Origin of the sequence: Achromobacter sp. GbtcB20 (assembly GCF_019091095.1) — a bacterium.
GTDB classification, from domain to species: domain Bacteria; phylum Pseudomonadota; class Gammaproteobacteria; order Burkholderiales; family Burkholderiaceae_B; genus Achromobacter; species Achromobacter mucicolens.
The window spans coordinates 1-270 of the sequence record NZ_JAGXJZ010000540.1; the positions used below are offsets into that span (position 1 = coordinate 1).

Below are 270 nucleotides of genomic sequence, written 5' to 3' on the forward strand. Positions count from 1 at the left end.
GACAGTGTGCCAGGTTGGTTTGCCCCGCTCCAAAGTGGACGGCACCAGCTTTGAACGTCACTCCGGCAATTCTGCGCTCCTGGTCCAAGCCGGCAAGCTATGGGATGGTCAGCAGTTCGTCCAGCAGCCAATCCCTTATGGAGCATTGCCCCGGCTCATGCTGGCTTGGATGAACACCTATGCGGTGCGTTTCAAGCCCCAAGAAATTCCGGTAGGAGACAGCGCAAGTGACTTTTTGCGGATGCTGGGTAAGGGAACAAACGGCGGGCG

The 270-nt window shown here is 57.8% G+C and carries 1 pseudogene; it reads left to right on the top strand.

The features are described from left to right. Window positions 1-270, top strand: a pseudogene (locus KVT32_RS30130) (replication protein); the annotation flags it as partial.